Raw genomic sequence first — 26262 nt, forward strand, 5'->3', positions numbered from 1 at the left:
AATTACAAAGACAAGCGGCGCATACTAGCACAACGAGTCATTAATTGTCAGAAAAGTGTGATTTTCGTCATATTTTTGGTGAGCAACAAAAAAGCGCCCACTAATAAGCAAGGCGCTTTTCTGCAATCGAATCGAGTTACTTAGGTGCTAATTCGTAGTTTTCTTGCATCTCATGAGGGGCAATCCCGTACTCATAATCTGCTAAGTAGCCATCCTTATAGACCTTCATTCCCTTCTCATCCCAGCTCACTTTGATCATCGCCGTGTTGCCATCTTCACTGCCTAACAGCTTCAGCATTTCTGCATCAATCTTAATGGCTTTGATGGTTTTAATACGCTTAAACGGCTTAAATTCAGTGGTCGAGGTTGGCAAAGAACCGTAGCTGCTGATCCACGTATCTTTAGGTACTAGCCATTGGTTGAAAACATCATCAACAATCGCTTTCGGCATGCTTGCGATAACAACAGAATCTGTCATTACGTTGTTTGTCTCTAGGCTGTAACTGCCCTTTCCATCCGAAACATAAGTAGGAAAATCAATGCCAATTTCAGACTCGGCTGGTAAACGGCCTAAGGTGACCGACTTCTTAACGTACAGTTCTGCCGTTTCAAATTGCTGCATGATCTCAGGGATCTTCTGAAATTCAACTGGGGCAGCAAAAACATTAAAAGCGAAAGAAAGGGAAGCTGCGATTACAGCGAATTTAACAGGCATTTTCATGTTAATAAATCCAAGTTTAACGAAGCCGTTAGAGTATCCCGTACTAAAATTCATCTCAATATATCATTGTTCTTTATATCAGTAATTGTGATATCGACAGAGCAGATATGTTTTGTTCACTAAAATGGATGTGGATTTATAAAAGAAGACTAGAATAAGTATTTGGAGTAATGCGTGATTAGGGCGATAAAAACTAAGTTGAAAGAGTGAATTGGAGTAATACTTCAAAGGTGAGGGATTTTTAAACACGTTTGAAATTCACGAAACATAATATGCGATCAGTTCATCGGACTTTCAAGGGAGTAACAAGAGAATATTTGATAACACTGAAGTCAATCACACATGTGCTAATTCTCAGTTGGTTAATCTATCCGATGTTTGCTACGTTTAAATGACACAGTCATTGGAAAGGTATGATTTATGAAAATAAATGTTCAAACACATCATGTATCAATTAACGACGAGTCACGCAAAGACATCGAAGGTAAATTCGAGAAGATATCTAACCATTTCCCATCACTGATCAGTTGCGACATCATCATTACTAAAGAACACGGTCAACATCAGGTTGAAGTATTCACCAACTACGAAGGTGTACGAGTAACAGCAAAATCGACAGATGATGTTATGTACCCAGCTATCGCTGCAGCACTTAAGAAACTTGAAGCGGGCCTAAGTAACCGTAAGGGACAATTGAAAGCCGACCTACACGAGAAACCAACAAGCACGAAGCCAGAGATTGCTTCGGACATCATCCAAGAGATGAAATTGGTATAAATCGATAAGTAGTTAAAGCGAAATAACGAATAGACACTTATTAAGAATTTCAAAGCCAGCACATGTCGCTGGCTTTTTCGATCTTAAATCCAAGGAAACCTTCCCTTCTTTACTGCCTCTCGAATACAGCTCAAACCCACATCATTTTAAACGCCCTTAAGTTCTTAGCAGCTATAACAATCACTTGTGGGATTTGATACAGTTATAAACAGAAATTTAGACCACAACGGAATGTTTATTATGAAGAAAGTCGCGTTGATCCTTTTCCTTGCTACTCAATTAATGGCTTGTACCGAGGTTGGTAGTGAAGCTTGGTGTGCGGATATGAAAGAAAAGCCTAAAGGTGACTGGACGGCTAATGAAGCGGGCGATTTTGCCAAGCACTGTATTTTCTAATCACGTTAGCTTCTAATTCTACATTGAGCTGAATTAATACGCTCTGTGTAGAACAATCCATGGCATAAGTGAGTTTTAATGGAACACCAACTAGACAACAACTGGAAGCACATCGAATGGGTATTAACCGACGTCGATGACACGCTCACTTGGCAAGGCTCATTGCCTCCAGAAACCCTAATTGCGTTACAAAAGCTGAGAGACAGTGGAATCAAAGTGGTCGCTGTAACGGGAGCCTGTGCTGGTTGGTGTGACCATATTGCGCAGCTTTGGCCTGTCGATGCCGTGCTAGGAGAGAACGGCGCCTTCTTACTAGAGAAGCAAGATGGTGCATTACAACTCTCATCTGAAACACCGCTAGAACAAGTGCGTCAGAACCAAGCAAAGCTAAAACAAGAAGTTGAAGCGATCTTGTTGAGTTACCCCGACCTTTCGCTAACTTTGGATCAATCTTACCGCTTGTGTGAGGTCGCGATTGATATCGGCCAAAACCGTAAGCCTGTTGATCCTGAAACTGTTCAAGCGGTACTCGAAAGAATACACGCTTTAGGCGCACACGCGACGGCAAGTTCGATTCATATCAACGCTTGGTACGGCGAACACTCAAAGAAAAACGCCGTGCACCGTTTCCTTGCTAATAAAGGCTTATCGCTTGAGCAAATCCACAATCAAGCCTGCTATGTCGGCGATTCAATGAATGATCAGCAGATGTTCGAATCACTTCCACTTACCGTTGGCGTGGCAAACATTCAACATTATTGGGATAAGCTAGAGCATCATCCAAGCAGGGTCATGTCGCAGCCTGGTGGCTATGGGTTTGCAGAATTTGTGGATTCGCTGCTGGCAGTTAAAAGCTAGACACTTAAAAACGAGTCACGCCCTTCTACTTCTAACAAGGTCTTAAGTCACTCAATAGACATAAAAAACGACCGCTAGGTAGACCGAAGTACCTAGGGTCGTTTGAGCTTCAAAATGCTAGATAAGCTCTTAACTTCGACACATCACACAAAACACAAAACACGCTGCATTTCACTATATGTTTATATGAGTTTGTTACGGATGTGGATCACCACTGCTTCTGCAACGATAACCACTGCGAAGATACTCACTAATACCATCGAAACTTTTTGCCACTCAAAAAGGTTCTGCGCATCGTTTAGCACCACGCCAATACCACCAGCGCCCACTAACCCCAATACCGCAGATTCACGCACATTGATGTCCCAACGGAACAACACGATGGAGTAGAATGCGGGCATAACTTGCGGCCAATACCCTTTAAGCAAGATGCTCATCCAAGAAGCGCCGGTTGCGCGCAGAGCTTCGATAGGCCCCATGTTCACTTCGGCAATCGCTTCCGCTAACAGCTTCCCCACAAAGCCGATACTGCGAATAGCAATTGCCATAATGCCTGCGAGAACACCGGGGCCAAACAGTGCGATAAACAACAAAGCCCAAACCAATGAGTTCACAGAACGTGAAGACACCAGAAAGAATTGAGCCACCCAGTTCAGCGCTTTATTAGGTGTGATATTTGGCGCGTTCAACAACGCCAATGGAATCGCAAATATCAAGGTAAACAAGGTACCTAACGTCGCGATGTGCAGTGTCTCAATCATCGCTGCGTGAATCGACTCAGGATAGAAAGCGTAGTCCACTGGCACCATACGCTCGAACATATCAGCAAACTGCGCTGGCGCGTCGTATAGGAACTCTGGAATTACTTCAACCGTCTGCCAAGACCAAACAATCGCACACACTAAGCTCAGGTAAACGGCAAATCGAGCTACGCGTTCGTTTGGTGTAAAACGCTGCCACTCTTTATCGATAGATGCAGTTGTCATTAGAAGATTCTCCTAACAATGTTGGAAAGAAATTCACCCACAAGAATCAGTGCGATAATGGTGATCAAAATAGCCGCGACGAAGTCGTAGTCAAAACGTTGGAATGCCGAGAACAATGTACCGCCAAGGCCACCCGCCCCCACGATGCCAACCATGGTTGAGTTACGTAGATTCGAATCCAACTGGTAGCTAGCAAAGCCAATAAAACGCGTGAATACCTGAGGCATTACCGCATACAAAATGACGCTGATAAAACTGGCACCGGTTGCTTTAATCGCTTCAACCGGTTTAAAAGAGATCTCTTCGATAGCTTCAGCGAACAGCTTAGCGATGAAGCCAATGGATGCGAATACCAAGGTCAATATCCCTGCCAGAGCACCAAAGCCCACCGCTTTCACAAACAAGATGGCGATGATCACTGGGTGAAAAGAGCGACACAATGCAATAAATCCACGAATGGGCGTTGATACGATTGAAGGCATCATATTTCTCGCGGCTAGCAAGCCTAAAAACAGTGAAATAACGATGCCAAAGAAACTTGAGATAATCGCAATCTGTAAGCTTTCCGCTAACCCACTCAGTAGTAAACTGGTTCGCGAGAAATCAGGCGGAAACATTCGAGATAGTAACCGCTCACTTTCACCAAAACCGATGATCAAACGATCAAAGGTAAGCCCTAGCGTCGAGAAGCTGTAAAACAGATAAGCCACGATCCCAGTGATAATCGCACGGTTTGTCCATGACACCTTGAATGGGTTTTCATGCTTTGCTGACGCCTGATTTGACGGTACGCTTGGCGATGAACTTGGGTTTAATCCAGCCATGATTCACCCCCATAGATAATTTTTAGATCTTCCTCAGAAATACCTTCAGGGCTACCGTCGTAATGTACTTTGCCATTACACATACCGATGATGCGCTTGGCGTAACGCTTAGCTAAGTTCACATCGTGAATGTTCACCAATACAGGAATATTTTTCTGCTCAGCGAAAGTTTCCATCAACTCCATGATCTCAACCGCGGTTTTCGGGTCGAGTGATGACGTCGGTTCGTCAGCAAGAAGAATGTAAGGGTCTTGCATCACCGCACGAGCGATACCGACACGCTGTCTTTGCCCGCCAGACAAGCTGTCGGCACGTTGGTTTGCAAAATCTTGCAGGCCAACAAATTCAAGTAACTCAAACGCTTTTGCTAAATCTTGTGGAGAATAGTTACGACGCCACGCATTCCAAGCCGTCATGTAGCCTAAACGGCCGCTTAACACGTTCTCGATAACCGTTAAACGTTCCACGAGGTTATATTCTTGGAACACCATGCCGATGTGTCGACGTTGTTTACGTAGCGCTTGGCCTTTTAATTGAGTCAGGTCTGCGCCATCAAAAATGATTTCACCTTGGCTTGGATCGTTAAGGCGATTTATACAGCGTAGAAGTGTGCTTTTACCGGTACCAGATGGGCCGATAATCGCGATGATGCCAGGCTCACCGATGTCTATATTAATGCCTTTAAGGATTGGCTTGCCTGCGACGTACTCGTGGAAAAGGTTGTTTATCTTTATTCCTTCATAGCTTGCTACGGCCATACTGCATTTCCTTGTGCGAATTTTGGAATGATCTATGCCCTACCCGCGAGGGCATAGATTCTTAGTTGAGGTAAATGTTTTTAAAGGGCTAAGTCTTTCTAAAACTTAGCCTTCCAACTGAGTGAAGAACTAGCCGTTGTTTGCTTGTTTTGCTAGCTCAGCTGCTTTTTTCTTTGCGCGTTTAGCCGCATCTTTTTCAGCGAGCTTCTTAAGACCAGCTTTGGTGTAAGCCGTACCTGTCGCGTGGGCGATATCACGAATCACGTCCCACTCTTCTTTGTAGCTGATTGGTGAGAAGCGGTCTGCACCTTTAAATGATGCACTCATCTCTGGAGTAAAGCGGTAGCTGAAGAAAGCTTCGTTGATCTTCTCAACAAGCTCTGGCTTTAAATTATAAGCGTAACCGAAAGCAGATGTTGGGAAACGCGGGCTACGGTAGATGATCTTCAGCTCAGAATCGTCGACACGACCTGCAGCGACCATACGATCGTAAACATCTGATGCCACCGGTGCTGCGTCATAGTCTCCATTGAAGACACCTAGAATCGATTGGTCATGCTTACCTGAGTAAAGCACTTTGTAATCTTCATCTGGCACTAAACCTTTCGCTGGGAATAACGCACGTGGAGCTAGGTTGCCAGAGTTGGAAGATGCAGAAGTGTGTGCAACCTTTTTGCCTTTTAGATCAGCCATAGTATTGATACCGCTGTCTTTGCGCACAATCGTGATTAGGTTGTAGCCTTGGAAGCCAGACTCATCGCCCTTCACCGCAATTGGAACGTAACCTGCTAAGTTAACTGCGTAGCCTGTTGGGCCCGTAGAGAAACCTGCAACGTGCAATCGACCAGAACGCATCGCTTCTACTTGCGCAGAGTTCGAGTGAACTGTGTAGTAAATCACTCGCTTACCCGTGATTTTACTTAGGTGAGCTTGGAAATCCGCAAACGCATCTTTGTACAACGCAGGGTCTTCTACTGGCGTGTAGGTAAATACAAGCGTACTTGGGTCGTTCCACTCATCTGGGTTCTTTGGTGAATCGGCCACCAAATCTTGGTTTTCATCACAGTATCGATCGTCTAACACACCACGGCTAGAGCAGTCGCTTGCCATAGCCATTGAAGGAAGTAGCAATGAGCTAGCGATTAACAGTCCTTTAACACTGATTTTCATATTCAAACCTTACTTTTACTTATTGTTGAAAGTCACCTTCACTACTGCAGCCTTTGTGCCACCTTTTTATATCTTTAATTTCAGCAACTTAAATAAAAACCCTCACTTTAAAATTACTTTTGAGTCATTCGTGTCCAACTCAAAACCCATCATTTGGGTCATTTCTGTCCCGTCGATTTCAGTGGTTAAAAAAAGAGCCCGAAGGCTCTTTGGTTCACTGCTTTTTCTTTTGTTATTCTTTAGTTTAGCGCTCTCTATACAAACGCCATAATTAGCGGGCGTAACAGCGCACTCAGAAGAACCTAAGCGTCGCTGTCCATGCAGTTTGCGTAATAAGTTACCGTTGCAGGCCAATCGCTGAATACGCCCATCACACCAACATCTTGTGCCAGCACATCAAGCATTTTCATCATATCGCCGTCATTGTTGATACCGTCTTTCACGCTCTTGTAGTACCAACCACCACCTTGCGCTAATGGGCCAGAACGTTCCAATGTCCATGCGATAATGTCGAGGTCAGCATCCTTAGCAAGCTTGGCGTAGTTAGACGCAACCAGTTCGTTGTTTTCGTCTAAATCAACCAGAGCAAACAGAGGTGGTGCGATGATATTCACACCCGCATCGTGCAGCTCTTTCATATTCTCAACGGACGCGACAAAGTCCGCTTGTTCGTAAACACGGTCATCAAGATAAACGGCTTGTTTGCCGAACTTCGGTGCTTCTTTGATCCAGTACTTCACATCATCCAAGTTGAATGACTGTGGGTAAGTATCAGAAGGCTCGAAGCCCGCCTGTTTCAGTTCATCCACCAACTTTTGCGCGTACATCTCTTGACTAAAGCCATTGAAAGGCATGTCTACTGCTGCCGATTTCAATTCAGGTGTGACCTTCACGCCGTGCTCTTTAAACAATGCCGCACTTTCTGCGTGTGTCATCAATGTCCCACTTTGGCTGTAGAGATCGGTTCTCCAACCTGGAGTCCCGTTCATGTACTCTTCAACCGTGGTGGCTTTTGGATTCGCACCATCCATTTTCCCTTTAAGAGTCTTAAACTCCGCTAGCGTGAAATCAGAGGTACGACACTCAACCTGGGCATCTTCGCCTGTCGCTGGGTTAGCCGGCGTGAACGGTGTTGAACATTTCTTAGCGAGATCGGGATGCGCCAAAACATCGGTTGTGGTGTGCAGGTCACTTTGAGAATGCCGACACACCAATTCCTTATCTTTAGTAAAGGTTACATCACACTCTACGACACCCGCTCCCATCTGAATCGCCGCTAAGTAAGATTCTTTAGTGTGCTCGGGAAACTGCATTGCAGCTCCGCGATGCCCAATAGAAAAATCGCTACGATGAAATGGTCCTTCGCTACAACTGAGCAGCTTGGTTTTCAAAGGGCTCTCGTCCATATTGTTGACTAAAAAGAGGGGACGAGGTCCTAGGTTTGCTGACTCTGTAGCCGCCCATGCTGTCATTGAGCTAACGCCGAGTATCAGAGCAATCGAACCTTTCAGTATTTGCTTCATGTTTGTATCTCCTTGCAACAAGCAATTATTTTTCTAACTTCCTTTATTCGGTCATTCAGTGTTGGATAACCGTCATATAAATTTGGGCTCAACACCGAATAATCTCATGTGAACGTATGCCACAATGTAGTGATTGCACGCATTGTGCCAAATGTTAAAGCCCTTTTATTACAATTACTTGAAACGGTTAGCCATTCGACTAAAAGTTAAATGGGTCATTGTTGTCTTGTGCTTTTTCTTTTAGTTTTGGTTTTCCATTTAACAAACAACTGAACCAGCTAGGCCCTGAAACTCTCTTTATCCAATTGATGTTTCTTCATTTTTCGATAAAGCGTTTTGCGTGGCAGGTTCAGCTTGCTAGAGACCTCATTGATATTGCCTGCGCTTTCAATAAGCGCCTCAGTCAGAACATTTCGTTCGTACTGCTCCATCTGTTTTTCAAAGGCAAAATCTTCTCCGGACGACTCACAAATCGGTGACTGAAGATCGAAGCCATCACCAACAATACCCAGTACAAATCGGTCAGCGACATTGCGTAATTCGCGCACGTTACCCGGCCATTCGTGTCGGCATAGTTGCTGAATCTGCTCGGGGTAAATCGTTGATGGGCGTGTTTTGTATTTGTGGCTCGCTTGAATCACAAAGTGGCGGAACAACACCTGAATGTCCTCTTTGCGTTGACGCAGTGCGGGAAGGTTTAAGCTAGCAATATTGAGGCGATAGAAGAGATCGGCTCTGAATTCACCCGTTTCACTCAAGCTCACAAGATCGGCTTTACTGGCTGCGACCACGACGATGTCGACAGGTATCAACTCATTACCACCAACACGCTCAATCATTCGCTCTTGAATCACACGCAGTAGTTTTATTTGTACCGCAATCGGCATGCTCTCAATTTCATCGAGAAACAGAGTACCGCCATTGGCTTGTTCTATTTTGCCAATGCGCTTCTTGTTCGCGCTAGTAAACGAACCCGCTTCATGGCCAAACAACTCACTCTCAATAATGCTCTCTGTCATGCCACCACAGTTAATCGCGACAAATGGCTTAGTCTTACGACGACTGAATTGATGCAGAGCTTGAGCTATCACCTCTTTGCCCGTTCCCGTTTCTCCGTTGATGATAGTATCGACACCGGTATGCGCTAAAGCGAGCACTTGCTTACGCATCGTATCCATCGCTTTTGATTGGCCAATAACCACAGATTCAATCGGTAAATCCTCTTGCCCATCGCCATCCGAGGTTGACGGGCAACTGTGCTGACACTGGGCAATCGCCAAATCAAGCTTCTCCACCAGCTCACTCGAATTAAGCGGTTTTTCCAGAAAGTCGAAAGCGCCCAGCTTCATCGCTTCGATCGCCATTGGGATATCGCCATGACCACTCATCAATAAAACGGGCACATTCGGGGCACGGTGTTGGATTGAGCTCAACAACGTCAAACCGTCCACTTTCGGCATGCGCACGTCACACAACACAACCGACTGACTGTTCGCTTTAAGCGACTTTAGGCCAAGGTTAGGATCAGTAAAGGTGGTGACACTAAACCCTTCTAGCTCTAACATTTCGCTCACGGCTTCGACGACATCTATTTCATCGTCGATAAGAACTATGTGTTTTTCTAAAATCATGAACCTGTGCCTTTTGGTAGAGTGACGATAAAGGTGGTGCCTTGGTGTTCAACCGATTCCACGTGAATCGAGCCGCCAAAGTCTTTTATTATGTTGTATGCAATAGACAAGCCGAGCCCGAGCCCCTTACCTGTTGTTTTGCTCGAATAAAATGGGTCAAACAAATACGGGATATCTTCTTCAGGTATGCCCAGTCCATTGTCCTTAACCAAAATCTGTATGGTGTTCGAAAGCTCTTGCGTAGCAATACTAAGTTGAGGCTGCTGTTTATGCTCAATGGCATCCAGAGCATTGCTGATGAGGTTCACCAGCACTTGTTCCAAGCGTATGCTGTTGGCTCGAACCATCTGGTCGCTTTGGGGCGAATACTGAATCGATACTGAGCTTTGTCTGGTTTCAAACAGATCAATCGCATCACCAATCACCTTCTCTAGTTCCACGTTATCAATCTTGCCATCGCTCTTACGTGAGAAGGCTTTTAAGTGACGAGTAATCGCAGCCACCTTTTCTAGCAGGACTTCGATCTTTTTAAGATTCTCTTGTGCTCTGTCTGGTCTATTTTTACCGAGCCAAAGCTGAGCACTTCGAACGTGGCTATTCACAGCCGTCAGAGGTTGATTGATCTCGTGAGTGATCCCAACACTGAGTTGCCCCAATGCAGCCAGTTTTCCGGCTTGGATTAACTCATCTTGAGTCACTCGCAGCTTGGCTTCGGCTAGGGTTCGCTCTTCCACTTCGGCTTCTAATTTTCGGTTGGTTTGCTTAACGATTTTTGCCGTGGTTTGGAATACCTTTAGGTACTTGGCCATTTGCGTCACTTCGTCTTTGCCACGAATGGACACTTCGGTATCTAAATGGCCGGTAGAAATCGCAAACATGTTGTCTTTAAGCTGTAAAAGTCTTTCCAAAATGCTCTTACGCACGTAGAACCATGAAATAGCAGCGGCAGCCAACACGCTAAATAGAGAAAGGAAGAGAGAAAGACGCTGGTTAGATTGCAAAGATTGCTGCGCCTGCTGAATCGATTGGTCAATATTGCTATTCACCTTGCTGGTGTTGCTTTCGATCTGCACGGTTAATTGGTTCAAATGCTCGCGGCTGTTTTGCAGGAAGTATTGCTCTTGATAAAGATGATCGAGCGCTTTGTTTTTCATTCCATACAAGCTGCTATCGCTTGAGGCAAGGTTATAAATCACCGTGAGTTGATGATCTAATTGAGGAAAATCACTTCTTAAATCACCACTGACCCAGAGCTTCCACCACTCTTCCCCTACCTGCTCTAATCGCAAACTGGTGTAATCCAGTTCATTAAAACTGGAGTCGTTATACAGCTTTTCGACCAAGCCTAATTGGTAATAAAGCAGAGACTTGAGCTGTGTGTACTGGATTTGATCTTTGGCAGACTCTGGCAAGTTATCGAGTGAGTCACTGGCTTGCTGCAATAGAGGGTAAAAACCTTCGAGCAAATTACGAAGCTCTTGGTTGAGCTGTTCTGACTCAATTTCACTTTGATACAACAAGCTAAGGCTGTTATTAACTTGAGCGATAAGATCTTTAAAATAGGAGTGATAGTCCGGGAACTGAACCATAACGCTATTCATCACGGAAATAGCGTCTTCGATTTTTAGCATCGCCTGTTTGCGCTCTAAATTCGATTCAGCGTCACTGAGCTGAGAAGATGTTGTGATAATCACTCGCACCATATCATTAAGGCGTGCAGCATTATCTAAGGCCGGGATTTCACTCTCCTTTAGCTCAACAAGACGTTGGTTTAAATCATCGAAAGTAAAGCTGGAGACAACCGAGAGGAAGATAGTAGTCATCGATAGCATGGCTAACGCAAGTACCAAGCGCAGCTCAATACCTTTCCAACCAAACCACTTACGACGTGGGATTTTGATCGAGAACGGGCGCTCGAAACTATCCTTATTTTCTACAACCTCGGAGACATGACTACTCACTCGCCCCACCTTCTTCTCATCAAATAATCAACAGGAACTGTCAATGATTCAATTAGTTAGGGTGTGAGCCTTACTTAGGTTTGCATCGAATAGCTTTAGTGAAACTATTAAATGAAGAGTAATCATTAACATTTCACATAAGATATCATAACAATTGTTTTATAAAACTTGAGCTGTCTGTTTTGCGATGATAGAAAGTGACCGCACCGACAGAAACGTGATTACTTTATCAATAAACCCGTAAATTATATGAATAGCACGCTCAATCAAGCAGCAAAAACCTTTGATTATTTAATAAGTTAAGGACTAGAGCTCTAAAAAATCGCACAAGCTTTCACTCATGCGATTTCATTTATGCCATGTCCATCGACTAACCCGAGGCTCAACGAACTTAGAGAATAATCATCCCATCGCGATAAGTCAGAGCAGGAGAAACGTCTTGGCCAAGTAAGACTGGGCCATCAAGGTCGACGATTTCAGATTGAACGGCGATAGGCAGAGCTGCACACATCGCCAAAGAAGTACCAAGCATACAACCAGACATCAGAGTAAAACCGAGCCTTTGTGCTTCTTCTGCAAGTATCAATGCTTCAGTCAAACCGCCCATTTTATCGAGTTTGATGTTGACCATTTCATACTTGCCCAACAGCGATGAGAGCTGTGAAGTAGTATGACAACTTTCATCAGCACACAATGGTATCGGGTGCTTGATGTGCGCCAGTGAGGCATCGTGCTGTTGGGGTAACGGCTGCTCGATCATCGCAATATCAAATTCTGTCAGTTGATCGAACAACTCTTCGAGATTCAGTCCTGTCCATGCTTCATTGGCATCCAATACAATTTGAACATCTGCCGCGGCTTCTCGTACCGCGCACACACGCTCTACTACTTGTTCACCATCAAGCTTCACTTTCAGAAGTTTCGCACCATTCGCGACATAGTCTCGAGCCTGAGTCGCCATCGCTTCTGGTGTGCCAATCGAGACGGTCATTGCAGTCACGATTTGAGCAGGCAACTCAAACAAGCTATTAGGAAAGGTCTGGTCGTTCTGCTGAGCTTCAAGCTCCCAAAGCGCACAATCGACCGCATTTCGCGCGGCCCCTCCGGTCAATAAAGACTGAAGATGATCTCTTAACTCTGCCGGATCGGTAATGCCGCGTTCAAACATGGCTTTAAGTGCATTAGACGCTTGTTGGATTTGCGCTAACACAGACTCCGATGACTCGCCGTATCGTGGATAAGGCGTGCATTCGCCCTGAGCTTGTTTGCCATCATGTTCAATGTAAACACGAACAACGTGACACTCGGTTCGGCTGCCACGAGAGATGCGAAAAGCCGTTTGCATCGCGATAGTAATGGGTTCTGCTGTAATCTTCATAATTTCACTCGGTTGATGTTCGCTTTAACAAATGGAAACGTAGAAATGATGTAGTCGTTAAAGTGAATGTCGCAAATGATCAGTAATGTGTTGTACACCAAAACGCACAGGGTCCGTCACGGGCACTTGATAGAGTGTGGTCCATTCTTGGCATAATGTCTCAGCGTCTTCAATGCTAATTGCCGACGTGTTCAAGCAGATACCAACCAATTTCACATCTGGATTCGTCAATCGCGCGGCTTGCAAGTTCGCTTCAATCGTCTGTTCTATGCTTGGTAATTGCGCATGAGGAAGGTTGCGAATATGTGGTCGCCCTACTTCGTGACACAACACCAAAGCGTCGGCTTGCGCGCCATGCAATAACCCCAAACTCACGCCTGCAAAAGACGGATTGAACAACGAACCTTGGCCTTCAATGATGTCCCAATCATGGTCGGTAAATTCGGGGCTAATCGCTTCAACCGCGCCGGAAATAAAATCCGCAACCACAGCATCAATCGAAATTCCGCTGCCTTCAATCAAAATACCGGTCTGCCCTGTCGCTTTAAACTGAGCAGATGTCCCCGCAAGTTTAAGCGATTTTTCAATCGCTAATGCCGAGAACATTTTGCCTACTGAGCAATCTGATCCGACAGTAAGCAGGCGCTTACCTTGACGAGGCTTTCCGTTACCAACATTAAGAACACCGTCAAAATGGCGTACATCATGAAGCTTAGTCAATCCTTGTTGCTGCATGTCAGCAAGCGGTGAAAATTCACTCAATCGTTGGTGCATGCCAGATGCAATCTCAAATCCCATTTCTGCAGCGGCCATAATAGTTGACTGCCAAGAATCAGGAATAACACCACCCGGATTTGCGGTACCAATCACTAGCGTCTTCGCACCCTGCGCTTGCACCTCTTGCAGGGTCATGTCCGTTAACCCCAGTGAAACGGTATCACCCGTTAAACGCAGTTGACCTAGGCAGATTTCTGGTCGCCATTGGTAAATACCACGAGCTGTTTTTGCAGCGAGTGGGTCAGTAACATCCCCTAGAAAAAGAAGGTAAGGTTGAGCGATCGACATGAGCATTCCTAATTAATAAGTCCTTGTATGGATTTACTTTAATTAAGGATTTGGTAGCTGCCGAATGCTTATTTATCGCGTGCCTATAACCTTAAGTTATAGGGTGAGCATGGGTTTTCAATGAAGCGATAAATTGCTTAACGGAAATCGACTGAGGGGTGTGCTCTGCGCAAAGCATCGAGACCGAGAATTGGATATCTGGTTGAAGTGGCAACACACAAACCGAATCGTCATTTTTGTACTGCTCTGCCGTCCACGGATCAACAATCGCAAAACCTGCTTGGTGCTTGACCAGTTCCGCCGCCGCGCTATACCCACGTACCGATATAGGGTGGTGGTAATGCTGATCGCGCGCAATAAGGCTTCGGTGTAACAGCAGGCCTAATGGATCGCGGCTATCAAGCCCGATGATTTGCAGCGGATAATTGATCAAATCATCTAGCGTTAATTCTGTGGGTAACTGCTCAACCGTGTTGAATGGCACCAAAACCTTTAGTGATTCGGTTAATAGCGTTTCACTTAATATAGCAGGCGGCGTTTCATCGCCAAACGCGATAGCAATATCAAGCTCATGCTTGAGTAAACTTTCACACAACTCATCTCGGTTTGCGGTCAGCAACTCAAAAGAGAGTTCTTGCTCGCGAGACATTTGAGCGATCACCGGAGTCAGCAATTTAGTCGCCAGAATCGGTGGCGCACCAATGCGTAAATGCTGATGTCCTTGCTTGACTTTGTTGGTCAAAGAACGAAATTGACCCAGTTGCTGATAGACCTTTTCAGCTTCTGGCAGCAAGGTTTTCGCTTCAACCGTTGGTACTAGGCGCCCTTTAACTCGTTCGAATAAACCAAACCCGAGTTGTTGCTCAGTGTGCGCCAGAATACGGGTCACGTTTGGTTGCGACACATGCAAGCTGCGCGCGGCTCCAGATACGGTTCCGGTCTGCATAATGGCGTAAAAGACTTCCAATTGTCTGAGGTTCACATTGATGTCCTTATGGTTCACGAAACAAATCTAGAGCTTGGATTCTCTGGTATTGGCTAAGCTGTTTATCGGTCTAGCTAGCTTTTTGCCTGAGTTTATTTTAGTAGCTCTGTTATCGTTGGTTGAAGTACCTCTGCCCAAACTTGGTAAGCCTTCGCATTCAAATGCAGATCATCACACGAGTATTCGTTCGAGAGAAGCTGATTAGGTGACAATACTGAATTCACATCTAAGAACGCAATGCCTTGCTGTGTACAGTACTCGCTTAGCTTGCTATTGAGCAGTTCAACCGACGGATTTAAACCTTGCAGTTTATTGCCTACGTGCAGCGTTGATTGAACAAGAATAGTAATACCTTGAGCTCTCCATGTTGTAAGCATCTCAATATAGTTCTGATAGATATGGTCAACGCTGTAACCTTGCGCTAAATCGTTTATCCCTGCCATAAAACATACCAGCTTTGGTTTCACGTTTAACGTGGTGTCAATACGTCGCAACATGCCGGTTGTGGTATCACCAGCCAAGCCGCGGTTAACCATAGAAATATCACGGAAAATATCAGCCCACGGCGCCCACTCAGTGATCGAGTCTCCAAACATCACCAAATCCGCTTGAGGTGAAAAATGACGATGATTATCTGATGTCATGATGTAACGACTCATGCTGTGGCCTCGTTGCTGAATCTCAGACTGAAGAGCAACTGCCTTGAGGATTTCGCTATCCGGTGTGGTGCTATCGAATTGAGCCAGCAATCCTTCGATATGAGGCTTAAAAGGGCTAAGACGAGTATTCAGTTGATGATGTTCTTTAAGGGAAGATAACCTCTCTAGTAATGCATACAGAGAGCGGTTTTGACCAACTTCTTGGAATAACTGATAGAGATCGAGAACAGGGTGTTGTTGTAGCGCGGCAAGTAATTGCTTGTCTTCCATGGTGTTATCTAACCCTTCAGTTATCTAGTAATGAACTCAAGATAATATCCGATTGCGTACGGGATAGATAACACTAGAAGCAGAGATTTACTTTTCTTTGATTAGCAGATGATTACGGTTATCACGGCTTTTCTTAATCAGCTCGTTGCTCTCATCCATTTCATCAGATTTTGCAAGGCGATCGTAAAGCAGCACATTCACTGTTGCCGCTAAATTCATGCAACCTACCGTTGGAACGTACACAACGTGATCCGCTCTATCCGCAACATCTTGAGAAATCGAACCATCTTCAGGGCCAAAGATATAGATAGCGTTCTCTGGGTGTTTAAAACGTGGCAGTGGTGTTGCACCTTCTGCTAGTTCCACACAAACGATCTTAGTTTCTGGATCAAGATTGTCTAAAAACGACTCGACACCGGTCAACGGGATAGTACGTGCAGCACTCTTGGTATCGGTGTGAAATTTTGCTGCTTTTTCGTAGCGTTGCCCTGTGTATTTAACTTCGTCGACTTGGTAGCAACCAGCCGCACGCATAACAGCACCAACGTTTGTCGGGCTCTTTGGGTTAGTTAAACCAATAGTCACATGGCTTTTGTTCATGAATCTTTCTCACTTAACGAATAGACATAGCAGGGTGCTACAAAGCGTCGCATTCTAACAAAGCAGCGTCGAATTCAAAAGCATCGATACAAACTCACTTTTTCGTGCTTAAGCCTCTAGTTGCAAGGCTTCTCACCAAAAAAATCTAACCGCCATCATATTTATAAAACAAAAACACTCTAGGGTAACAATTAAACAACAAGCCCATTTACATTTTGAAACCACATTAATAATGTGTTGAAAATTGCATGAGACAATCACACAGGAAGCGTGACATGACCCTAACCATCAAAAACCGCCTTTATATTCTCTCTTTCATTCCACTGCTATTGATGGCAATCGGGATGATGAGCGTGACGTATATGAAGAGCACCGAGCTAACCGCACAACAAGTAGAATCGACGCGTAGCAATATGATGGCGATGAAAGAAAAGGAACTCAAAGCGTATCTGCAAATGGCTCAATCTTCTATCAGCCCGTTCTTGGAAAGAGGTGCAACTTTAGAAGAAGCCTTACCAACATTAAGAACGTTAGAATATGGTGAGTCTGGCTATATTTTTGGTTATGACTCGAAAGGTGTTCGAGTCGTTGTCGGGCAAAACAACGATGGCATTGGTAAAAACTATTACGATCTGCAAGATAAGAAAGGCAATTACCTGATTCGTGACCTCATAAAGAACTCAAAACTTGGTGAATTCACCACTTACTACTTTCCAAAACTTGGTCAATCTGAAGCCCTACCTAAACTCAGCTACTCGATATTCATCCCACAATGGGATTTGATGCTAGGCACTGGTTTTTATACTGACGACATTGATGCGGTCATCGCAGAAATGAAAGAGAGCTCGAACGCTGCACTGCAAAGCTCACTCACTGCCATCGCTATTTTCTGTGGCTTAATCGCTCTTGTGGTTGCCGTGTTTGCAGTCGCAGTGAACCGCACCATTATGAAGCCACTTGAACAGTTTGACCGTTCAATCAGCGCGTTCGCAAGTGGTGAAGCCGATTTAACCGCTCGAATGGAAACCTTCAAAGCGCCCGAATTCACTAAGCTCAGCGAGAACTTCAATGCCTTTGTAGCAAGCCTGCAAACCATCATTCGCAGCGTAAGCGATGTAGGCCAGCGAGTTGTCGCTGAAACCAGCAGTATGTCTTCTCGCGCCGCTCAGGTTGATGAAATTGCCACTGGTCAGCGTGAAGAGACTGAACAAGTTGCAACAGCAATGACCGAAATGACAACAACAGCACACGAGATCTCAAGTAACGCAAGCCAGGCGGCTGACTCAGCGAAGCTTGCAGAGGGTAATGCCAAAGAAGCTCAACAAATAGTGAACGCTGCTGCCAACTCTGTTGCTGGTCTTGCTAGCGAAGTGTCAGAAGCCAACACAGTGGTATCTAGATTAGAGGGTGATGTACAAAACATTTCGTCGTCACTGACGGTGATTCAAGACATTGCAGAGCAAACTAACCTACTCGCATTGAATGCCGCGATTGAAGCTGCGCGTGCAGGTGAACAAGGGCGTGGGTTTGCTGTGGTTGCCGATGAGGTTCGTAAACTAGCAAGCCGAACTCAAGAGAGCACTGGCGACATTCACAAGATGATAGAGCAACTTAAAGCTGCCTCAGATGCTGCTGTGAAAGCAATGGATTCAAGTCAAAGCCGAAGTGCGCAAACCGTGGAAGAAGCGAATGCCGCAGCCGAAGCACTGGCGAAGATCCAAGCGTCGATTGATACCATCATGGACATGAACTCGCTTATTGCGACAGCCACTGAACAGCAAAATATTGTAGGACAAGAGATATCTCAACGCATAGTGGTGATTTCTGACCAAAGCTCACAATCGGCAGAACTCGCGAATCAAAACCGTACAGGTAGCCAAAACCTCAACAGTCGTGCAAATGAGCTGTATCACTTGGTAGATCGCTTCACCGTCTAATACATTTTCGGTTTAGTAAGCTGTAACCAAACGCGACTTAACCCTAAAACACGTCGGGCTTCAGAATCTCTATTCTGAAGCCCGTTTTTATCGGTGGAGGCTTTAAGCCATACACTAATCCAATTGCTCAGAAAGGAAGTCCACCAGCAAACGAACCTTTGAAGATAAGTTGCGGTTCTGAGGATAAAGCGCCCAGATCCCTTCTTTGTCATCTCGATAATCGGACAGCACCTCAACCAACTCACCAGAATCAAGGTCTTCACTCACATAGTATTCAGGCAACTGCACCAAGCCAATGCTCTGCTTAGCGGCGTCTAACAAAGCTAAACCACTGTTGCACTTAATGCGTCCATTAACACGAACTGAGCGAGGGCGTCCATTTTCTTTGAAACGCCAATGTTCAAATCCACCGACTAAACATTGGTGATTATTTAATTCTGATAATGTATGCGGCTCGCCATAACGTTCAATATATTCAGGGCTTGCACATACATAAAGTTGGCGTTGAGACAGCTTCTTTGCCACAAGGCTTGAGTCTTCCAAGCGGCCAAGACGAATCGCAACATCAACACCAGAATCGATGAGATCGAGCTTTTGATTGGTCAGCATCAGCTCAAGCTCTACTTGTGGGTGAAGCTTTAAGAATTGATGGAGTATTGGGGCGAGTTGGCGCTCACCATAAGTCACAGGCGCAGTGACTTTCAGTAAGCCTTTTGGTGTGGATTGCATCTGCGTGACCGCAAGCTCAGCAATTTCTAAACCTTCGACCAGCAACTTACACTGCTGATAATAGAGTTGCCCAGCCTCTGTAAGAGACACCTTTCGAGTCGTTCGATTGAGCAGTTTCACTGCGAGTCGTTCTTCGAGGTTTGCCACCCTACGACTGATTTGAGCCACCGACGTAGCAAGCTTCTGCGCCGCACCAGTAAAGCTTTCACGCTCTGCAACTGCAACAAACTCACTTACCCCTTCCCAATTGGCCATGCCTTTACCTTATGCTGAACTTTGGTTACCCATACAGTGTATTGAAGTTAGATATCAGTGTCACCTTGCTTGATATGCGCTGTGCATTAATCTTCGGCACCCATAGTTATTCCCTTACAGAACCATATTTTTGTCCTAACATTAACCTCATCCCCTATTGCTAGGGTGAGAATCTCGAAAACACTGGTACAACAAAGTAAGGTATCCCCTTTGAAGAAGTTAATCATACTTACATCAACTCTTGTACTCAGCACCACAGCGTTTGCAGGAACTAACCTTATGGATGAGTTAAGCGCAAAGACACCATTTGAGCTTTCTAGAGAACTGCCACAGTTCCAACAAACAACAAAATACGATTCGTTCAAGATTGATGACGCGAACATGGAAGTGAAAAAAATCACTAACATGAACGGCGATGTTCATTACCAAGCGAACGTAAAAGTTGACTACCGTTACACATACAAAGACGGTCGCAGCAGCTAACACTGAATGATTGATTTGGTCCAAAAACCGATCACACGTTCAAAAAGAAAGCCCGCACTCATAGAGCACGGGCTTTTTTTTGTTAAGCGCTGATTAATGGAGCCCAAAACGAGCAACCATTATCAGCTCATATTCGTCTGCTTACTTTTGAAGATTAAACTTCAAACTGAGATACCAGGCTATCAAGCGCTTCACACTGCTCTGCCAATGCCATACATGCATTTTCTGCGCTGCTCGCCATCTCAACCATTTGCATGGTGCTTTCTGCGATGCGTTGAACATTCTTATTCACTTCTTCAGACACTTGGGACTGCTGAGAAGCGGCTGTAGCGATTTGCGTGTTCATGTCGTTCATCTTGCCGATTGAGTTGCGAATCTCACTCAATGAAGACGCCGCCGTTCCTGCCTGAACTATGGTTTTCTCGCCACTCACTTTGCTTTCAGTCATCACACCAACCGCGTGTTTAGCACCCACTTCTAAGCGTTCTATCATTGATTGGATTTCGCCAGTGCTGTCTTGAGTTTTGCTCGCAAGCGCACGAACTTCATCAGCCACAACCGCAAAGCCACGACCTTGTTCACCCGCTCGTGCCGCTTCAATCGCCGCATTCAAAGCAAGTAGGTTAGTTTGTTCTGCAATACCTTTGATCACGCCAAGGATTGAGGCGATGTTCTTCACGTCTGTATCTAGTTCTTGAACCACACCACCTGCGTTCTCGATATCTTGCGCAAGGCGTTCAATCGAAGTAACAGTTAAGCCAAGCGTAGTATCAGCCGATTCCACTTCATGGTTTGCAACGTTACTTGCGGTTGCCGCATCTAATGCGTTACCACTCACCACTTCACTGGTTGCTTGCATTTCATGAACTGCAGCCGCGACCACTTCACTTTCTCGCTGTTGATTAGACGAGAATTCAGCAACACTTTGCGTGAGTGATTTGATGTTTTCCATCTCGCCACGTACTGCGTTCGATGTGAGAATAACTTGCTCCACGGTGACATGGATCTTGCCAACAAACTGGTTGAAAGCAGAACTTAAACGAGCAATCTCATCATTACCTTCGACCTTCATACGTTGAGACAAGTTACCGTCGCCCGATGCGATCTCATTCATCGCTTTCTCTACGTTCTGGATTGGCTGAACGATAAAGCGATTTGATAACCACATAGCGAAAAGTGCAGCGAAAACAGCAACGGCCATACCTACTTCAATGATCAACTTACTCGATTCAATAGAGTCACCGGCTTGCTGGCGAAGCTCTTTCTGTTTCAGTTCGATCAGAGTTCGAATATCACGCAGTTGAGTGCGAATGATCGCAAACTCTGCGTCAAGCGCTGGTGAGTAATCAATATTGTATTGGTCTGCGTTTGCTGGATCAGCGAACATTGGCTCGTGCAGTGCCACCCACTTACTCATCGCGTTAACAAGCTTTGCTAACTCGCCACGTGAAGATGGATCCAACACGCCCGCTTGATACAAGGTTTCGACACTTTCAAAACGAGGAACCGCTTTGTAAGCGTTGTCTTTAAATTCAAACTTTTGGTACTCAATTGCCGCTTGGTCTTTAGCAAGTAACAGGCCTTGTGCCGAAGCGATAATTTGGTAAATATCTCGGTAACCATCTTCTAGGTTATCTAGCACTGGCTGAACCACATTATTGAGCTCATTATTAATCGCAGCTTGAGCATTTGATCTGATAACGTTGAGCACAGTAACGGTAGAAAAAACAATCACAATCACCAACAGCGGGATCGCGATTTTACTCTTAATCGAAAGATTATTGATATTCATTGGGATTAATAACCACACTTCAAATAGGGATGCGCGCGCAATATACAGCACACATATGAAATCCCGCTAAGCTTTTGTGAGCTTCATCTCATAGCAAACGATACCGTAAATTCGTGTGGTGTTTTTTCAATCAAAGGTTAACTTTCGGTGACTAAAATACTCTCTTATTTAGACTTATTTGCCGCTGATACGTGCAAATACTGGAGAAGTGTGAGAAATAGCACCATAATGTAGGGCTCTAAAATAAGTAGGTAAGAACATGAAAATTTGTGGTGTTGAAATCAAAGGTAACGATGCAGTCATCTGTCTTCTTTCTCTATCAGATGGTGTATTTAACATTCCTGATTGCCGAGTTTCTAAAGTTTCAATTAGCGACGCAAACGACACACAGAATATGAAAGACTTTCAATTCTCTTTTGCAAAGTTAATGGAAGATTACCAAGTAGACAAAGTTGTGATTCGTCAACGCCAAACTAAAGGCAAATTTGCTGGCGGTGGCTTTGGTTTCAAACTAGAAGCAGCAATTCAACTGATCGACGGCCTAGACGTAACCGTTGTATCACCTGCAGACATCAAAGAGAGCCTTAAGCGTAATCCTCTAATGATGAAGTTCAAAGAAACTGGCCTTAAGCAATACCAAGAAGCACCGTTTACAACGGCATACGCTTGCTTGATGAAGCGCTAATCAAAAGTCGCTAGCCAATATTTGATACAGAAAGAGCCTGAATATTCAGGCTCTTTTTTGTTTCTAGTCATCAGCTTTAAGTAGAATGAGTTTTGGTATACAAACTACCGCTCTAACACTGTTCGTCTGCGAGCCTTAATCCATTCTGGCTTTCTCACCACCAAATAAACCGCAGCGGCAGACAAGGCGAAGCCCATCGCGCCATAAATGTCGAACGACTCACCGAAAATAAGCCAAGCTTGAATTGCTGTCGTAGGTGGAACTAAGTAAAACACTGAGGCCACACTTGAAGATGCACCGTGTTCTACCATGTAAAGCAGCAAGAGGATGGCAACGCAAGACAGAACCACCACCAGCCAGGTAAGAGTCAACGTGAATTCTACAGTCCAGTTCACTTGCATAGTTTCGTAACGCATTGCGAACGGTAGAAACAGCGCAGCAGAAGCCAAGTATTGCACCATCGCACCGCCGACCATATCTGTCCCCTGACAGAAGCGCTTCTGATACAAAGTTCCGCAGGTAATACCCACCAAAGAAACCAAACACAATAATGTTGCCAAGCCTTTTTGGTCGTCTGACTGCCATTCAATATTGCCCATCAACACCAAACTGATACCCGCAAAACCAAGCGCTAATCCCAACCACTGTGCAAAATTAAAACGCTGCGAAGTACAGCTGATCATAATCAATGCGGTAAGAATCGGTTGCAAGCCAACAAGTAGAGAACTCAGCCCGGCGGGCATACCCATATCAATCGCCAGATAGGTGCCACCAAGGTAGAAACCATGAATCAAGATGCCGACCACACTAGCGTGGAAGAATGCTCGACCACGAGGGATACGACGCTTAAGAATGGCAATCAAAACTAAGAACAGCGCCACGTTGGCTACCATCCTAAGTGAAAGCAACGTTGCGGGTTCGGCGTATTCCACGCCAAGACGTGCGCCAACAAAGCCTGACGACCACAATATTACAAACACGAACGGAATCATTTTAATCAGCATTACAAACCTCTGGTCAACTCTTCATCAATGCTGTTACCTTAGTTGGGTACAGATAACTAATAAAGATACAGATATAACACTTTAAATGGTTACAGATTAAAAATGAGCAACGAGGGAAAACAACGTGGAAGCAGAACTCAGCGGCAATAAATATCTTGCTACCGAACAACATATTAAGGCTCAGATAGATAAAGGACTCTTTCATCCAGACGATCGCCTTCCCTCAATTCGTCAATTGAGCGAACAACTTGGCGTGAGCAAGAACACCGTGATTCGCGCCTATCAAGAATTGGAAGCGACAGGTTGGGTGTACTCAGTTCCCAAGTCGGGTTATCGCGTTAAAGCACCCAACACCACAAGTTGGGATGCGCCCAGCCAACCTCAAAAAGTCGACCTCTTGTCGGTCACCAAATCTGTACTCTCTCGTCCGAAAGGTCGCTTGAAGCTACTCGCTGGCTCTGCACACCCGAACATCAACAATCCTGCGATTCGTAGCTTGTACGCTGAAATCGGTCGCCATAGCCGTTTGCAAACTCAACTTCCGGGCTACTATCAACTCCCTCCCGGTGACGAGCAATTAGTAAAGCAATTGTTAAAGATCACCCATGATCTAGGTGTTCCCGCGGGATCGAAAGAGATTGCGATTACTCACGGTGCTCAACAGGCGATCAGTTTGGCTTTACGTGCACTCACCAAACCGGGTGACATCGTGGCCGTAGAGTCACCGTGTTACTTCGGCAATTTACTTTTACTCGAATCACTTGGTTTGCAAGCCCTAGAAATACCAAGCAGTGTTAGCCACGGAATCGATATTCCATCACTACAGAGTGCGTTGGACAAATGGGAAGTGAAAACGCTGCTGCTGACACCAAACTTTACCAACCCGACTGGCTCAAGAATGCCTCTAGCTAATCGAAATGCCTTGCTGGAGATCACCGGATCTTTACCGATTATCGAAGACGATGTATTCGGTAGCTTGGCATTCGATACACCAATCGCGAGCCTCAAAGAGCTTGATGACCAAGATCGCGTGATCTACGTGAACTCGCTATCTAAGACTTTAGACTCACGCTTGCGAATCGGTTGGTTACTGTCAGGGCGCTATCAGCCCTTAGTCGAGAAGTATCTACTTTGCGACAACATGGGCAGTTCCAATCTGATGCAATCGGCGGTCGGACAGTTTCTCACGACAGGTAAATACCGCAGTCATTTATCTAAGATGAAACGGCTCTATCAAACCAATCAAAAACAATTCCAAAGTCTATTAATACAAGCTCTGGATAGCTACCCACACCTTGTTGGGTGCTACCACTTGTCAAAACCGGAGGGCTCATTTCTCAACTGGATAACACTGCCAGAATCGGTCGACAGTTATGCGGTCTATCAAGATTGTTTGAAGCATAAGCTCGGGATCTTACCCGGCACCGTGTTTGGGACGAATGACCAATATAAAAATTGTTTGCGTTTCACCGTAGCAAACATAGAAGAGAGTAAAGAGTGGAAAGAAGGCGTGGTGATGTTAGCTCAGATAATCGCCAAACATACGTGCTAAATATCGCTAGACCTAGCTAAACTCATAGAATTGGCGTTAACAAGCTTTGACCTTATTAACATTTTCAACAGCAAAGATTCGCTACACTCGCAGCCTTTCTATGCCTAGCGGAGTTCGACGTGGCAACTATCAAAGATGTAGCGGCACTTGCCGGAGTTTCAACAGCAACCGTTTCACGAGTAATGAACCGTACCTGCTATGTCGAACCTATCACGTTGGAGCGCGTAGAACGTGCAATCAAAGAACTCAACTACCACCGAGACGCACGTGCTACGGCTTTAGCAAGTCGAAGTAGCAACACGTTAGGCTTATTGACGGGCAACTTAGCTGACCCTTTCTTTGCGCTTGTTGCCAAGAGCGTTGAAGAAGTCGCGAGAACAAACGGATACCAGCTGGTTGTGGTGAGTGGCGGGCACAATGCTCAGCGAGAGAAAGAAGGCCTCGACTTCCTAATCAGCCAAGGCTGTGAGGCAATGGTCGTTCACTCGAAAATGCTCGATGACGCTACGCTATTACGTTACACAGCTCAGTTGCCCGCCATGGTATTGCTCAACCGCACCATCGCTCAAGTATCCAATCGCTCAGTATGGGTAGACAATAGACTAGGCACTCAGGTATCGGTGCAACACCTTATTAAGCTTGGACACAGAAAAATAGCTTACGTCTCCAGTGATCTTCCCATCCAAGACAGAACCGATCGGTTAGAAGGCTACAAAGATGCAATGAAAGCAGCCAACATCGAAGTACAACCTAACTGGGTCATCAGCCAAAGCTTCAGCGAGTCTGGTGGTGAAGCCGCCGGTGATATATTGGTAAGCCAATGCCCAGAGGTTACAGCCGCTGTCACCTTTAATGACGTAATGGCTGCAGGCTTAATGACTAGCCTGCATGATCAAGGTATCTCTGTACCAAATGATATCTCAGTGATCGGCTTTGATGATGTGCTGCTCGCTCGCTATCTCTACCCTCGATTAAGCACAATGCACAACCCCATTGATGAAATGTCGACCTACGCAGCTAACCTCGCCATCAAGTTGAAGACAGCTGGATACGCCCCACCGAAACAACATAAATTCGAAGCAACCTTAGTCGAAAGACAGACAGTTACGCCAATCAAGCACTAAAATCAGCCAAAATGTGACTAAAATCTCATGTATGCACCTCATGTAACCGCTTACATGAAAACAGTGTTGAAGTCGCACTTTCGATTTCAGAGCGCGCTTATTATCCATTCCGAACAAACCCTACACTAACCTGAGGACA

The 26262-nt window shown here is 45.3% G+C and carries 24 protein-coding genes; 8 read left to right on the forward strand and 16 right to left on the reverse strand.

Annotated features, from left to right (window positions below; genetic code table 11):
• Positions 1-136: 136 nt before the first annotated feature.
• Positions 137-721, reverse strand: coding sequence for a hypothetical protein (locus tag AC3CH3_RS17375; protein ID WP_488538810.1), 585 nt, complete (start codon positions 719-721; stop codon positions 137-139).
• Between the two features lie 420 nt (positions 722-1141).
• Here AC3CH3_RS17375 and hpf point away from each other — a divergent pair, with 420 nt between their 5' ends.
• The 3 genes from hpf to AC3CH3_RS17390 all read left to right on the forward strand — a co-directional run bounded on the left by hpf (position 1142) and on the right by AC3CH3_RS17390 (position 2752).
• Positions 1142-1498 carry a ribosome hibernation-promoting factor, HPF/YfiA family gene (gene hpf / locus AC3CH3_RS17380; protein WP_017061680.1) on the forward strand — a complete coding sequence of 119 codons (357 nt, stop codon included), beginning with the start codon at positions 1142-1144 and terminating at the stop codon, positions 1496-1498.
• Between the two features lie 240 nt (positions 1499-1738).
• On the forward strand, positions 1739-1894 hold the full coding sequence (locus AC3CH3_RS17385; RefSeq protein ID WP_017631564.1) for a DUF3012 domain-containing protein: 156 nt from the start codon (positions 1739-1741) through the stop codon (positions 1892-1894).
• Between the two features lie 78 nt (positions 1895-1972).
• Positions 1973-2752: an HAD-IIB family hydrolase gene (locus tag AC3CH3_RS17390; protein WP_488538811.1), complete on the forward strand. Its 780-nt coding sequence runs from the start codon at positions 1973-1975 to the stop codon at positions 2750-2752.
• Positions 2753-2934: 182 nt separating this feature from the next.
• On the opposite strand, the gene phnE (AC3CH3_RS17395) is transcribed toward AC3CH3_RS17390, so the two are convergent.
• The 12 genes from phnE (AC3CH3_RS17395) to AC3CH3_RS17450 all read right to left on the reverse strand — a co-directional run bounded on the left by phnE (AC3CH3_RS17395) (position 2935) and on the right by AC3CH3_RS17450 (position 16562).
• The gene (gene phnE / locus AC3CH3_RS17395) at positions 2935-3738 is read right to left on the reverse strand and encodes a phosphonate ABC transporter, permease protein PhnE (RefSeq protein WP_004732994.1); all 804 of its coding nucleotides are present in this window, start codon (positions 3736-3738) and stop codon (positions 2935-2937) included.
• Positions 3738-4562 (reverse strand): phosphonate ABC transporter, permease protein PhnE, encoded by an 825-nt coding sequence (gene phnE / locus AC3CH3_RS17400; RefSeq protein WP_019821355.1) that lies wholly within the window; start codon positions 4560-4562, stop codon positions 3738-3740. The genes phnE (AC3CH3_RS17395) and phnE (AC3CH3_RS17400) overlap by 1 nt, the downstream gene beginning before the upstream one ends.
• On the reverse strand, positions 4550-5320 hold the full coding sequence (gene phnC / locus AC3CH3_RS17405; RefSeq protein WP_019821358.1) for a phosphonate ABC transporter ATP-binding protein: 771 nt from the start codon (positions 5318-5320) through the stop codon (positions 4550-4552). Before phnC ends, phnE (AC3CH3_RS17400) begins: the two co-directional genes overlap by 13 nt.
• Before the next feature lie 129 nt (positions 5321-5449).
• Positions 5450-6490, reverse strand: a complete 1041-nt coding sequence (gene phnD, locus AC3CH3_RS17410; protein ID WP_008216587.1) for a phosphate/phosphite/phosphonate ABC transporter substrate-binding protein — start codon at positions 6488-6490, stop codon at positions 5450-5452.
• Positions 6491-6792: 302 nt separating this feature from the next.
• Positions 6793-8013 carry a glycerophosphodiester phosphodiesterase family protein gene (locus AC3CH3_RS17415; protein ID WP_029405371.1) on the reverse strand — a complete coding sequence of 407 codons (1221 nt, stop codon included), beginning with the start codon at positions 8011-8013 and terminating at the stop codon, positions 6793-6795.
• 278 nt (positions 8014-8291) lie between these two features.
• Positions 8292-9644, reverse strand: a complete 1353-nt coding sequence (locus tag AC3CH3_RS17420) for a sigma-54-dependent transcriptional regulator (RefSeq protein WP_488538812.1) — start codon at positions 9642-9644, stop codon at positions 8292-8294.
• On the reverse strand, positions 9641-11614 hold the full coding sequence (locus AC3CH3_RS17425) for an ATP-binding protein (protein WP_488538813.1): 1974 nt from the start codon (positions 11612-11614) through the stop codon (positions 9641-9643). The genes AC3CH3_RS17420 and AC3CH3_RS17425 overlap by 4 nt, the downstream gene beginning before the upstream one ends.
• A 382-nt stretch (positions 11615-11996) precedes the next feature.
• Complete coding sequence (gene dgcA, locus AC3CH3_RS17430; RefSeq protein ID WP_488538814.1) at positions 11997-12983, reverse strand: N-acetyl-D-Glu racemase DgcA; 987 nt, start codon at positions 12981-12983, stop codon at positions 11997-11999.
• A 57-nt stretch (positions 12984-13040) separates the two neighbouring features.
• Positions 13041-14048: an N-acetyltransferase DgcN gene (gene dgcN / locus AC3CH3_RS17435; RefSeq protein WP_488538815.1), complete on the reverse strand. Its 1008-nt coding sequence runs from the start codon at positions 14046-14048 to the stop codon at positions 13041-13043.
• A 91-nt stretch (positions 14049-14139) separates the two neighbouring features.
• Complete coding sequence (locus tag AC3CH3_RS17440; protein WP_488538816.1) at positions 14140-15030, reverse strand: LysR family transcriptional regulator; 891 nt, start codon at positions 15028-15030, stop codon at positions 14140-14142.
• A gap of 95 nt (positions 15031-15125) precedes the next feature.
• A complete protein-coding gene (locus AC3CH3_RS17445) occupies positions 15126-15962 on the reverse strand; it encodes an SGNH/GDSL hydrolase family protein (RefSeq protein WP_488538817.1) in 837 nt (278 codons plus the stop codon).
• Between the two features lie 87 nt (positions 15963-16049).
• Positions 16050-16562, reverse strand: coding sequence for an RNA methyltransferase (locus AC3CH3_RS17450; RefSeq protein WP_017061674.1), 513 nt, complete (start codon positions 16560-16562; stop codon positions 16050-16052).
• A gap of 275 nt (positions 16563-16837) precedes the next feature.
• Between AC3CH3_RS17450 and AC3CH3_RS17455 the strand changes: the two genes are divergently transcribed.
• Complete coding sequence (locus AC3CH3_RS17455; RefSeq protein ID WP_488538818.1) at positions 16838-18499, forward strand: methyl-accepting chemotaxis protein; 1662 nt, start codon at positions 16838-16840, stop codon at positions 18497-18499.
• Positions 18500-18613: 114 nt separating this feature from the next.
• Here the strand turns inward: AC3CH3_RS17455 and AC3CH3_RS17460 are convergent, their stop codons facing one another.
• On the reverse strand, positions 18614-19483 hold the full coding sequence (locus AC3CH3_RS17460) for a LysR family transcriptional regulator (protein WP_048611669.1): 870 nt from the start codon (positions 19481-19483) through the stop codon (positions 18614-18616).
• Between the two features lie 210 nt (positions 19484-19693).
• Here AC3CH3_RS17460 and AC3CH3_RS17465 point away from each other — a divergent pair, with 210 nt between their 5' ends.
• Positions 19694-19966 (forward strand): DUF3316 domain-containing protein, encoded by a 273-nt coding sequence (locus tag AC3CH3_RS17465; RefSeq protein ID WP_488538819.1) that lies wholly within the window; start codon positions 19694-19696, stop codon positions 19964-19966.
• Positions 19967-20120: 154 nt separating this feature from the next.
• Here AC3CH3_RS17465 and AC3CH3_RS17470 read toward each other — a convergent pair whose 3' ends face one another.
• Complete coding sequence (locus AC3CH3_RS17470; protein ID WP_029405372.1) at positions 20121-21758, reverse strand: methyl-accepting chemotaxis protein; 1638 nt, start codon at positions 21756-21758, stop codon at positions 20121-20123.
• Between the two features lie 259 nt (positions 21759-22017).
• Here AC3CH3_RS17470 and AC3CH3_RS17475 point away from each other — a divergent pair, with 259 nt between their 5' ends.
• Positions 22018-22443: a DUF3010 family protein gene (locus AC3CH3_RS17475; RefSeq protein ID WP_017069797.1), complete on the forward strand. Its 426-nt coding sequence runs from the start codon at positions 22018-22020 to the stop codon at positions 22441-22443.
• Between the two features lie 104 nt (positions 22444-22547).
• Here AC3CH3_RS17475 and AC3CH3_RS17480 read toward each other — a convergent pair whose 3' ends face one another.
• Complete coding sequence (locus AC3CH3_RS17480; protein WP_488538820.1) at positions 22548-23447, reverse strand: DMT family transporter; 900 nt, start codon at positions 23445-23447, stop codon at positions 22548-22550.
• Positions 23448-23571: 124 nt separating this feature from the next.
• Here AC3CH3_RS17480 and AC3CH3_RS17485 point away from each other — a divergent pair, with 124 nt between their 5' ends.
• Complete coding sequence (locus AC3CH3_RS17485; RefSeq protein ID WP_488538821.1) at positions 23572-24999, forward strand: aminotransferase-like domain-containing protein; 1428 nt, start codon at positions 23572-23574, stop codon at positions 24997-24999.
• Between the two features lie 119 nt (positions 25000-25118).
• Positions 25119-26123: a LacI family DNA-binding transcriptional regulator gene (locus AC3CH3_RS17490; protein ID WP_488538822.1), complete on the forward strand. Its 1005-nt coding sequence runs from the start codon at positions 25119-25121 to the stop codon at positions 26121-26123.
• The last annotated feature ends 139 nt before the right edge of the window (positions 26124-26262 follow it).

The organism is Vibrio sp. QJM3NY_35, from assembly GCF_057785915.1.

Excerpts from the sequence above, each read along its gene's own strand:
- AC3CH3_RS17470 (WP_029405372.1), bottom strand. The coding sequence starts at position 21,758 with ATGAATATCAATAATCTTTCGATTAAGAGTAAAATCGCGATCCCGCTG.
- AC3CH3_RS17450 (WP_017061674.1), bottom strand. The coding sequence starts at position 16,562 with ATGAACAAAAGCCATGTGACTATTGGTTTAACTAACCCAAAGAGCCCG.
- phnE (WP_019821355.1), bottom strand. The coding sequence starts at position 4,562 with ATGGCTGGATTAAACCCAAGTTCATCGCCAAGCGTACCGTCAAATCAG.
- AC3CH3_RS17385 (WP_017631564.1), top strand. The coding sequence starts at position 1,739 with ATGAAGAAAGTCGCGTTGATCCTTTTCCTTGCTACTCAATTAATGGCT.
- AC3CH3_RS17475 (WP_017069797.1), top strand. The coding sequence starts at position 22,018 with ATGAAAATTTGTGGTGTTGAAATCAAAGGTAACGATGCAGTCATCTGT.
- phnE (WP_004732994.1), bottom strand. The coding sequence starts at position 3,738 with ATGACAACTGCATCTATCGATAAAGAGTGGCAGCGTTTTACACCAAAC.
- AC3CH3_RS17415 (WP_029405371.1), bottom strand. The coding sequence starts at position 8,013 with ATGAAGCAAATACTGAAAGGTTCGATTGCTCTGATACTCGGCGTTAGC.
- AC3CH3_RS17420 (WP_488538812.1), bottom strand. The coding sequence starts at position 9,644 with ATGATTTTAGAAAAACACATAGTTCTTATCGACGATGAAATAGATGTC.
- dgcA (WP_488538814.1), bottom strand. The coding sequence starts at position 12,983 with ATGAAGATTACAGCAGAACCCATTACTATCGCGATGCAAACGGCTTTT.
- AC3CH3_RS17445 (WP_488538817.1), bottom strand. The coding sequence starts at position 15,962 with ATGGAAGACAAGCAATTACTTGCCGCGCTACAACAACACCCTGTTCTC.
- AC3CH3_RS17375 (WP_488538810.1), bottom strand. The coding sequence starts at position 721 with ATGAAAATGCCTGTTAAATTCGCTGTAATCGCAGCTTCCCTTTCTTTC.
- AC3CH3_RS17460 (WP_048611669.1), bottom strand. The coding sequence starts at position 19,483 with ATGGCCAATTGGGAAGGGGTAAGTGAGTTTGTTGCAGTTGCAGAGCGT.
- dgcN (WP_488538815.1), bottom strand. The coding sequence starts at position 14,048 with ATGTCGATCGCTCAACCTTACCTTCTTTTTCTAGGGGATGTTACTGAC.
- AC3CH3_RS17480 (WP_488538820.1), bottom strand. The coding sequence starts at position 23,447 with ATGCTGATTAAAATGATTCCGTTCGTGTTTGTAATATTGTGGTCGTCA.
- hpf (WP_017061680.1), top strand. The coding sequence starts at position 1,142 with ATGAAAATAAATGTTCAAACACATCATGTATCAATTAACGACGAGTCA.
- AC3CH3_RS17390 (WP_488538811.1), top strand. The coding sequence starts at position 1,973 with ATGGAACACCAACTAGACAACAACTGGAAGCACATCGAATGGGTATTA.
- AC3CH3_RS17455 (WP_488538818.1), top strand. The coding sequence starts at position 16,838 with ATGACCCTAACCATCAAAAACCGCCTTTATATTCTCTCTTTCATTCCA.
- phnD (WP_008216587.1), bottom strand. The coding sequence starts at position 6,490 with ATGAAAATCAGTGTTAAAGGACTGTTAATCGCTAGCTCATTGCTACTT.
- phnC (WP_019821358.1), bottom strand. The coding sequence starts at position 5,320 with ATGGCCGTAGCAAGCTATGAAGGAATAAAGATAAACAACCTTTTCCAC.